Source organism: Rubrivirga litoralis, assembly GCF_031846415.1.
GTDB classification, from domain to species: domain Bacteria; phylum Bacteroidota; class Rhodothermia; order Rhodothermales; family Rubricoccaceae; genus Rubrivirga; species Rubrivirga litoralis.
Genome location: NZ_JAVRHT010000061.1, coordinates 1 through 8,415, shown reverse-complemented (window position 1 = coordinate 8,415; position 8,415 = coordinate 1). Strand labels below are relative to the sequence as shown.

Here is an 8,415-nt window from a genome sequence, read left to right as displayed (position 1 = left end):
CGGGCGGGGTGGTGCCGTTCTTGTTCCGCCCCGCCCCTTTCAGAGATGGGTTGGGCGGTGAGAGGCGAGGCCGACGTCGATTGGAAGCGGCGGCAGTTCCCCTCCTGGTCACTGCGCAGCATCGGCGCAGCCAAGAGGGGCTAGGGGTGGTTGTGACGAGGGCGGGGCGGTTCTGGAAAGGCGCCGCCCCGCCCGCTATGCCCGCCCCGCCCTCGTGCGGTGCGGGCGGGGCACCTTCGCTGCCCGCTGCCCGCTGCCCGCTGCCCGCTGCCCGCTGCCCGCTGTCGTCAGAGGCTCGCCGCCCACTGCCCGATCTGCTCGAACGCCTCCTCGCTATCGGTGACCGCTGTAAAGATCATCGACCGGCGGCGCCACGTGACGATGTAGGCGCCTTCCAGGCGCCGCGTGTCCACGGGGACGTTCTCGCCGAGCAGGGCGTAGGTCGCGTCCGGGAGGTCGAACGACGCCCGGACCTGGTCGAGCGTGATGTAGTCGTAGGCATAGACGTAGGCCGTCTCCCCGCCGGCCCCGCTGTAGCGGAACCGCGGCACGACCACGTCGCGCGCGCTGGGCGCCCCGCCCCCGGTGCTGCCCACCACGGGGAGGTCAACGCCCACGAGGGCGAGGGCGGGGAGGTCCGGCGGGGGCACGTCCCACCCGAGCTGGTCGAGCACGAACGCGCGCGCCTCCTCGGGGCGGGTCGTCTCGACGGCGGCCTGATACGACGCCGTGGCGTCGACGAACGAGGCGAGAAGGTTGGCGCCCTCGTCCGCGGTCGGGACCCGGAGAAGAGCGTAGGCGATCGCGAGCCCGACGGCCACGAGCGCCACGAGTGCGGCGACGCGGCCGCGCGGGATGGGCTCGGGCGGGGGCACCGGCGACGGCCGCGTCTGCGTGCGGTCGAACGCCGGCAGCTCGTCGACCGGCGTCGGGTCGCGGGGCGCGTCGGGCTCCACCTAGGCGGCGGACGCCGAGCGCGTCCGGGTCCGGGGGGGCGGGGCGGGGGCAGCCTCGAACACCACGCTCACCGGCGCCCCGCGGACGACCGACAGCAGGGCCGCCGCGTCGCCCCTGTTCACGGCGATCTCAAGGTGGCCCGAGCTCCCGAACAGCGTGAGCGGCTCGCCGGCCGCGACGTGCCCGTACGACGGGGCGTGCCGCCGGAGCACGCTCGAGCCCACGTACGCCTTGAATCCGCCCCGCCCGGCGAGCGCCTCGCGCGGGATGTTCGTCGTGCAGTTCCCGAAGCGGTCGACGTGGAGGACCATGCCCTCGACGCCCTCAGCGTCGACGCGGGGGAGCGGCCAGTGGAGCGGGGCGAGCGGGCCGGCCGGGCTCCCGACGTCGTCCAGCGCGGCGCCGGCGGCGAGCGCGGCCGCCACCGGCCCGAACACGTCGCGTCCGTGGAAGGTGTCGCTGGGCACCGGCGTCCGCCACGCGCCCGGCCGGTCGAGCACGACGGCCTCCACAGGCGGGCCGTCGGCGAGGAGCGGGAGGATCCCGTTGTCCGGCCCGACGAACCGGCACGGCGTCCCGCCCACGACGAGCCGCGCCGCAATCGCCCGGCGGAGCGTCCCGACGCCGGGGTCGACGACGGCGAGGTGGACCGTACCGGCGGGGAAGAATGGGGCCGCCCCGCGGAGCACGAACGCAGCCGCCATCACGTCCTGGGCCGGCACCTCGTGCGTCACGTCCACCGCCCGCACGTCGGGGGCGGCGGCCAGCATGGCCCCCTTCATAGCCGCGACGTAGCCGTCGCGGAGGCCGAAGTCCGTGGTGAGGGTGACGATCAACGGGGGGCGACCGGGCAGCGTGAACGGCGGAAGCTACGGGGGCCGCCCCGCCCACGCCAGGGCCGCCCCACCCCGCCCAGGCGCCCAGAGCGGGACGACGGCACTCGGGGGCGGGGCGGCGCTCCGGGGCCACGCGCGGCACGGTATCTTCTCGCCCGCCGCCCCACCCCGCCCGCGTGGCCCCCGACCCGACGCCTTCCCCCCCGACCGACGCCGACCGTGCCCAGCGGGCGGTCGGCGAGTTCGTCCGCCTCTGGGGCGAGATGGCCTCGCACTGGGGGATCAACCGGACGATGGCTCAGATCCACGCGCTCCTCTACGCGCTCGACCGGCCGCTCGACACGGACGAGATCATGGACCGGCTCGAGATCAGCCGGGGCAACGCGAACATGAACCTCCGGGCGCTCCTCGACTGGGACCTCGTCCGCAAGACGCACCAGCCGGGGAGCCGGAAGGACTTTTTCGTCGCCGAGTCCGACGTGTGGTCGATCACGACGACGATCATCGAGGAGCGCCAGCGGCGCGAGATCGAGCCGGTCCAGCGGGCGCTCGACGGCGTGGCCACGAACCTCCGCGCGGGCGGCTCGCTCTCGGACGACGAGGCAGCCCTCGCCGACCGGATCGACGCGCTGGGCGAGATCATGACCGTTTTCGAGGCGTTCACGAACGCGCTCCTCCCGCTCGTCCGCGGGCGGAGCTCCGACAAGGTCCGGCGGATCACGCAGTTCGCCTCGAAGCTCCGGCGGGGGGCGTCCTAGCATGGCGAGCACGGCCGACATCGGGCGCCGCGGCGAGGACGCGGCCGTCGCCTTCCTGGAGGCGGCGGGCTGCCGCACGCTGGACCGGAACTACCGCTTCGGCCGCGAGGAGATCGACGCCGTCGTGTTCGAGCCCACGCCCGCCGACGACGGCGGCATGATCGTGTTCGTTGAGGTCAAGGCCCGGAGCGGGGCGGGCTACGGCGCCCCCGAGGCGGCGGTCGACGAGGCCAAGCAGCGGGCGATCCTCCGCGTGGCCGAGGCCTACATGCACGAGCGGCGGCTCATCCCGTCGCCGGTCCGGTTCGACGTCGTCGCGGTCCACTTTGGGGACGGGGAGCCGCGCATCGAGCACTTCAAAAACGCCTTCGGTTACTTCACCTAGCCGAACGGCGGCCGTCTCCACGGACTCCACCCCGCCCGCGCCATGACGCCGCCCCGCCCCGCCCTCGCTTTGGCCCTGGTCTTGATCCTCGCCGGCTGCGCAGGCTCGGGCGGGGCGGCCAGCGACCGCGGGTTTCGGTCGGACCAGATCCGCCTGGGGACGCCCATCTCGTCGTCCTCGACCGTCGGGACGCGCGACTTCGTGCTCCGCGCGTTCGCCGACTGCGGCGCCGAGCCGTGCCACGCCGAGTCGTACCGGGTCGTCTTCTCGAACATCGGCCAGAACGCGCTCAACTCGACGTTCCCCGGCGTCACGTTCGAGGTCGACGGCGTGCCGTATCGCTTCAGTACGGGCGAACCTGGGGTCGATATCCTCCCCAACACCTACGGCGAGTTCCTGACGATCGGCATGCCGCGCGCGCTCTTCGAGGACATCGCGGCGGCCGAGGCCGTCCGCGTGGTGCTCGGGCAGCAGGAGTTCCTGCTCACCCCTGGCGACCGCCGGACGCTGACCGACCTCGTTTCCCGGACAACGACCGCGTCTTAGCCCCGCGTTCGGATCGGGGGCGGGTCGCCGTTCCACCGGGCCTCCGCAGGGGCGTCCTCTTCCTCCGGCTCCACCGCCTCGGGGCGGGGCGGCTCTGTAATGCTCGGACGCTCTTGCCCTTCGGCGCCGGCGGGTGCGCCGTCGCCAGCCTCTTCCTCTGAGGCGGGGCGGGAGGGCTCCTCCGCGTTGCCTGCCTCGTCGTCTTCGGGGGGCGGGGCGGCGTCCGCGTCGGGTGACGGCGGTTCGGCGCCCTCGGCGTCCGGGTGGTCCGTAGGGGCGGGGACCGGCGCGGCGAGCACGTCCTCGACAGCCTGCTCCAGGGCCTCGACCTCCTCCATGTCGATGTCGCCCTCGCCGCGCCACGCGATCCGCCCGTCGCGGGCGACGAGGAAGGCGTAGACGTCGCTCTGCGTCTTGAGCTGGAGCTCCTTGCGGAACCCCTTGGGGTCGACGTAGAGCGGGACCGTCCGCTCGCGCTCGCTCTCGCCGTCGACCTGCCCACGGATGCCCATCGTCGCCAGCTTCCCGAACATCTTCAGCTTTTTGCTCACGATCGGGAGCTCCCAGACGCCCACGCGGTCGCCGTGCACGTCGGCTAGGCGGTCGCCGAGACGCGCCCACTGGTCCGCGAGCGGGTCGAGGTCGTCGCGGAACAAGACGACGAGGAGCGTGGCGTCGGCGGGGAGGTCATCGGGGAGCCGGACCTCGTCGCCGCTGCCGAGGCGCCGACCGACCGACTGGGGAAAGTGGCTGGCCGGGGCGGAGCGGGAGAACAGACCCATAGGTGGAGGTTCGGGGCGGGGCGGGCTTCAATCTAGCCGCCGCGTGGGCGGGGCGGGGTGGAGCCGCCCCGCCCCGCCACAGGGCGGGAGAGCAAAAAAAAGCGGGGAGCCCTTTTGGGCTCCCCGCGGATCTAGACCGTTGCCGTTCGGCTCAGGTGCACATGTCGCCCGGCTGCGGGTTCGGGGCTGGCGAAACGCACGCGTCGAGCGAGCCGGTGGAGGTGCCGATCGATTCGCCGTTGTTGAAGATCTGGTCGGTCTGCATCGACTGCTGGTCGGCGGCCGTGACCGTGCGGATGTCTCCGTAGTCGGCGATAGTGGGGGAGGTGTAGGTCTTCATAGGGGGAAGGGCGCTGGAGAGATGGATCCGTCCTGGCGTTACCCGGAGGGCGGTCTGAATAAAGTTGGACGGTTGGTCTGCCGGAAGGTTCTGTGATCACAGGATCTTAACAGCAGGGCCGCCCCGCCCCCGCTAGCGCGGCGCCTCCGGCGGCGTCACGTAGACGGCCACGAGCGTGCCCGGCGACAGCGTGTACCCGTTGCGGACGGACGCGGTCGCCCGCACGTTCGAGGCGGCCTCGGCCGTGCTCACCACGAGAACGCCGTTAGCTCCCATCGAGGCCGCTTTCCGTCGGGCAAACCGTTCGACGGCATCGGTCGCGCCGTATCCCGATCCGACGCGGGCGATGTCGTCCGGGGGCACGATGGTCTCGATCACCTCGTACTCGCCCGGGATGTCGTCCACCGAGCGGTACACGACGACGTCGTCGGCCCGGAGGGCGGGGCGGCCGTCGGGCGGGGCGGCGGTCGCGCACGCGCCGAGGACGAGGGCAAGGCCGAGGGAGAGGAGCGTTCTCATGACGGGCGGGGTGGGGTCCGCCCGGAGAGTACGGCTAGTCGTCGTAGTTGTCGATCTGAGCGCGCTGGAGGCCGCCCGAGAAGTCGATGTAGCAGGTCTTGGTCTCGGTGTAGAAGTCGTAGACCTCCCAGCCGCCCTCGCGGTGGCCGTTGCCCGTCGCCTTGACGCCGCCGAAGCTCATGTGCGCCTCGGCCCCGATCGTCGGGCCGTTGATGTAGGTGATGCCGGCGTCGATGTCGCGGAGCGCCTGGAAGGCCCGCGCGATGTCGCGCGTGTAGACCGCGCTCGACAGCCCGTACTTCACGTCGTTGGCGACGTCGATGGCCTCGTCGAACGACGACACCTTGATCACAGAAAGGACCGGCCCGAAGATCTCCTCGCGCGCCACGCGCATGTCGCGCGTCACGTTCGTGAAGAGCGTCGGCTGAAAAAAGAAGCCGTCGTCCAGGCCGTCGCCCGTGGCAGCCGCCCCGCCCAGCGCGATCGACGCGCCGTCCTCGCGGGCGACGTCCATGTAGCCGGCCACCTTGTCGAGCGCCTTCTGGTTGATGAGCGGTCCCACGTCGACGCCGGCGTCGTTGCCGTAGCCCAGGCGGAGCTCTTTGGCCTTGGCGATCACGCGCTCGACGAGCTCGTCGTGGACGTCCTCGTGGACGATGAGCCGCGACGTGGCCGTGCAGCGCTGGCCGGTCGTGCCGTAGGCGCCCCAGATGAGGCCCTCCATGGCGAGGTCGAGGTCGGCGTCCTCCATGACGATGGCCGGGTTCTTCCCGCCCATCTCCAGGCTCACGCGCTTGTGGTCGGCCGCGGCCTGCTGGGCGAGCGCGGCGCCGGTTTCGGACGAGCCCGTAAACGAGATGGCCGCCACGTCGTCGTGCTCGACAATCGCCTGGCCCGTGGCGCCGGCGCCCTGGACGAGGTTGACGACGCCCGGCGGCACGCCGGCGTCCTCCATCACCTTCACGAGCAGCATCCCGCTGTGCGGCGCGTCCTCGCTGGGCTTGAACACGACCGTGTTGCCGCTCAGGATAGCCGGAAACATCTTCCACGTTGGGACGGCGACCGGGAAGTTCCAGGCCGTGATGAGCCCGCACACGCCGATGGGCCGGCGGACCGTCATGTTGAACTTGTTGTTCATCTCCGACGGGACGGTGTGGCCGAAGAGCTGGCGGCCCATCGTCATCGCGTAGTAGGCCGTGTCGATGGCCTCCTGGACGTCGCCTTTGGTCTCGAAGTGGGGCTTGCCCATCTCGCGCGTCATCTCGAACGCGATCTCGTTTTTGCGCTCGGTTAGGAGGTCGCCCACGCGCTTGAGGATCTCGCCGCGCTTGGGGGCCGGCACGAGGCGCCACGTCTCGAACGCCGCCTTGGCCGCCGCGACCGCCGCCTCGACGTCCGCCCCGCCCGAGAGCGGGAAGTGGCCGACGAGGTCGCTCGTGCGGGCCGGGTTTCGGCTCTCGAACGTCTCGCCGCTCTGGGCGTCGACCCACTGGCCGCCGATGTAGTTCTGGAAGGTCGTGTCGTCGGCCATGGCGTGTGGAAACCCGGTCGGGCGGGGCGGGGTGGAGGGGAAACGGGCGGCTAACTTAGCCGGCCGCCCCGCCCGCCTCCGCGAACGCCCGCCCAATTCCCCGCCGTGGGCGGGGTGGTCGGGCCGCCCGCCGGGTCCCCTCTTCCTCTCGCCCCGCCTGTTATGGAGACCCTCGCCCGCCCCGCCCCCGCCGCCGCCGAGCGCATGGCCGGCCGCCTGAGCCGCCGCATTCGCGAGGTGCCGCCGTCGGGCATCCGCCGCTTTTTCGAGATCGCGGCCACCATGGACGACGTGATCTCGCTGGGCATCGGCGAACCCGACTTCGTCTCGCCCCAGCCCATCATCGACGCAGCCAAGACGGCGCTCGACGCTGGGCGCACGAGCTACACGGCGAACCTGGGCCTGGCCGAGCTCCGCGAGGCGATCTCGGGCGAGATGGCCCGGCTCTACGGGCTCGACTACCACGCCGAGGACGAGGTGATCGTGACCGTCGGCGCGTCGGAGGCCATGACGATCGCGATGCTCTCGCTGCTCGACCCCGGCGACGAGGTGCTCATCCCCGAGCCGTGCTTCGTGAGCTACGGGCCGCTCGCCGAGTTCGCGGGCGGGGTGGTCAGGTGGGTCCCGACGCGCGCCGAGAACGACTTCCAGGTGACGGCCGAGGACATCCGCTCCCGCATCACGGACAAGACGAAGCTCCTCTTCCTCGGCTACCCCAACAACCCGACCGGCGCCGTCCTCCGCCGCGACGTCCTGGAGGAGATCGCCGAGGTGGTCGTCGAGCACGACCTGCTGGTGCTGTCCGACGAGATCTACGACCGGCTCGTCTACGGCGAGGCCCACGAGGACGGCCACGTCTCGGTGCCCACGCTGCCCGGCCTCTTCGAGCGGACGATCCTCATCGGCGGCTTCTCGAAGGGCTACGCCATGACGGGCTGGCGGATCGGCTACGCGTGCGCGCCCCAGCCGATCCTGTACCAGATGTACAAGGCGCACCAGTACGTGATCATGTCGGCGCCGACGGTCTCGCAGGTGGGCGCCCTCGCCGGCATCCGCGACGCGCAGCCGGCGGTCGAGGACATGCGCCGGGCCTACGACGACCGCCGCCGCGTCATCGTCGACGGGCTCCGCGCGGCCGGCTTCCCGACGTTCGAGCCCGAGGGCGCCTTCTACGCCTTCCCCGACATCACCTCGACCGGCCTCTCGTCCGAGGACTTCGCGCAGCGGCTGCTCCAGGAGGAGCACGTGGCGGCCGTGCCGGGCAGCGCGTTCGGGCCGAGCGGGGAGGGCTACCTCCGGTGCTCGTACGCGACGGCCATCGACCAGATCGAGGAGGCCATCCACCGGATCACGGCGTTCGCGGACCGCGTGCGGAACGAGTAACCCGCCCCACCCGGCGGGCTCGCTCCGGGGGTGGGGCGGCCGAACGCGACGGCCCGCCACCCCGCCCGCGGCGGGCGCGTCGAGGGCGGGGCGGGGGAGGGCAGCTAGCCCAGGGCGGGCGCGGGTACTCCTAGGCGCCGGTTATTTGCGCGGCCCGTCCTGCGGCCGTAGCGTGGTCCACCGCCGCCTGCCCGTCGCCCATGCTCGCCCGACTGCTCGTAGCCTGCGGCGTCCTCGCGCTGGCGCCCGGCGCCCTCGCCCAGGCCGTCGTCACCGGCCGCGTCGTCGACGCCGAGACGGGCGCGCCGCTCCCGGGCGTCCACGTCTACCTCAGCGGGACGACGACGGGCGACGTGACGGACCGGGGCGGGGCGTATG

11 protein-coding genes are annotated in these 8,415 nt (G+C 72.3%); 5 read left to right on the top strand and 6 right to left on the bottom strand.

Going from position 1 to position 8,415, the window contains the following annotated elements; genetic code table 11:
- Window positions 1-287: 287 nt before the first annotated feature.
- Together RM540_RS15780 and RM540_RS15775 are read right to left on the bottom strand one after the other, a co-directional pair.
- The gene (locus tag RM540_RS15780) at window positions 288-956 is read right to left on the bottom strand and encodes a hypothetical protein (protein ID WP_311665889.1); all 669 of its coding nucleotides are present in this window, start codon (window positions 954-956) and stop codon (window positions 288-290) included.
- A complete protein-coding gene (locus tag RM540_RS15775) occupies window positions 957-1,793 on the bottom strand; it encodes an SAM hydrolase/SAM-dependent halogenase family protein (protein WP_311665887.1) in 837 nt (278 codons plus the stop codon).
- A gap of 176 nt (window positions 1,794-1,969) precedes the next feature.
- Here RM540_RS15775 and RM540_RS15770 point away from each other — a divergent pair, with 176 nt between their 5' ends.
- From RM540_RS15770 to RM540_RS15760, 3 genes are read left to right on the top strand one after another with little or no spacing between them, the layout of a single operon-like run.
- Window positions 1,970-2,551, top strand: a complete 582-nt coding sequence (locus RM540_RS15770) for a GbsR/MarR family transcriptional regulator (protein WP_311665885.1) — start codon at window positions 1,970-1,972, stop codon at window positions 2,549-2,551.
- Between the two features lies 1 nt (window position 2,552).
- Window positions 2,553-2,936, top strand: coding sequence for a YraN family protein (locus RM540_RS15765; RefSeq protein WP_311665883.1), 384 nt, complete (start codon window positions 2,553-2,555; stop codon window positions 2,934-2,936).
- Window positions 2,937-2,978: 42 nt separating this feature from the next.
- On the top strand, window positions 2,979-3,482 hold the full coding sequence (locus RM540_RS15760; protein WP_311665882.1) for a hypothetical protein: 504 nt from the start codon (window positions 2,979-2,981) through the stop codon (window positions 3,480-3,482).
- Here the strand turns inward: RM540_RS15760 and RM540_RS15755 are convergent.
- The 4 genes from RM540_RS15755 to RM540_RS15740 all read right to left on the bottom strand — a co-directional run bounded on the left by RM540_RS15755 (window position 3,479) and on the right by RM540_RS15740 (window position 6,654).
- Entirely contained in the window at window positions 3,479-4,264 is a 786-nt protein-coding gene (locus RM540_RS15755) for a hypothetical protein (RefSeq protein ID WP_311665880.1), read from the bottom strand. The genes RM540_RS15760 and RM540_RS15755 overlap by 4 nt on opposite strands.
- Before the next feature lie 151 nt (window positions 4,265-4,415).
- Window positions 4,416-4,604, bottom strand: coding sequence for a hypothetical protein (locus RM540_RS15750; RefSeq protein WP_311665878.1), 189 nt, complete (start codon window positions 4,602-4,604; stop codon window positions 4,416-4,418).
- Window positions 4,605-4,736: 132 nt separating this feature from the next.
- The gene (locus RM540_RS15745; RefSeq protein ID WP_311665877.1) at window positions 4,737-5,123 is read right to left on the bottom strand and encodes a hypothetical protein; all 387 of its coding nucleotides are present in this window, start codon (window positions 5,121-5,123) and stop codon (window positions 4,737-4,739) included.
- A 34-nt stretch (window positions 5,124-5,157) separates the two neighbouring features.
- Window positions 5,158-6,654, bottom strand: coding sequence for an aldehyde dehydrogenase family protein (locus RM540_RS15740; RefSeq protein ID WP_311665875.1), 1,497 nt, complete (start codon window positions 6,652-6,654; stop codon window positions 5,158-5,160).
- A 162-nt stretch (window positions 6,655-6,816) separates the two neighbouring features.
- Between RM540_RS15740 and RM540_RS15735 the strand changes: the two genes are divergently transcribed.
- A complete protein-coding gene (locus RM540_RS15735; RefSeq protein ID WP_311665873.1) occupies window positions 6,817-8,037 on the top strand; it encodes a pyridoxal phosphate-dependent aminotransferase in 1,221 nt (406 codons plus the stop codon).
- 200 nt (window positions 8,038-8,237) lie between these two features.
- Window positions 8,238-8,415: carboxypeptidase-like regulatory domain-containing protein (locus tag RM540_RS15730; RefSeq protein WP_311665891.1), on the top strand; the 178-nt coding region annotated here is incomplete at its 3' end.

Coding starts and splice junctions, on each gene's coding strand:
- RM540_RS15745 (WP_311665877.1), bottom strand. CDS start 5,123: ATGAGAACGCTCCTCTCCCTCGGCCTTGCCCTCGTCCTCGGCGCGTGC.
- RM540_RS15755 (WP_311665880.1), bottom strand. CDS start 4,264: ATGGGTCTGTTCTCCCGCTCCGCCCCGGCCAGCCACTTTCCCCAGTCG.
- RM540_RS15740 (WP_311665875.1), bottom strand. CDS start 6,654: ATGGCCGACGACACGACCTTCCAGAACTACATCGGCGGCCAGTGGGTC.
- RM540_RS15765 (WP_311665883.1), top strand. CDS start 2,553: ATGGCGAGCACGGCCGACATCGGGCGCCGCGGCGAGGACGCGGCCGTC.
- RM540_RS15750 (WP_311665878.1), bottom strand. CDS start 4,604: ATGAAGACCTACACCTCCCCCACTATCGCCGACTACGGAGACATCCGC.
- RM540_RS15735 (WP_311665873.1), top strand. CDS start 6,817: ATGGAGACCCTCGCCCGCCCCGCCCCCGCCGCCGCCGAGCGCATGGCC.
- RM540_RS15760 (WP_311665882.1), top strand. CDS start 2,979: ATGACGCCGCCCCGCCCCGCCCTCGCTTTGGCCCTGGTCTTGATCCTC.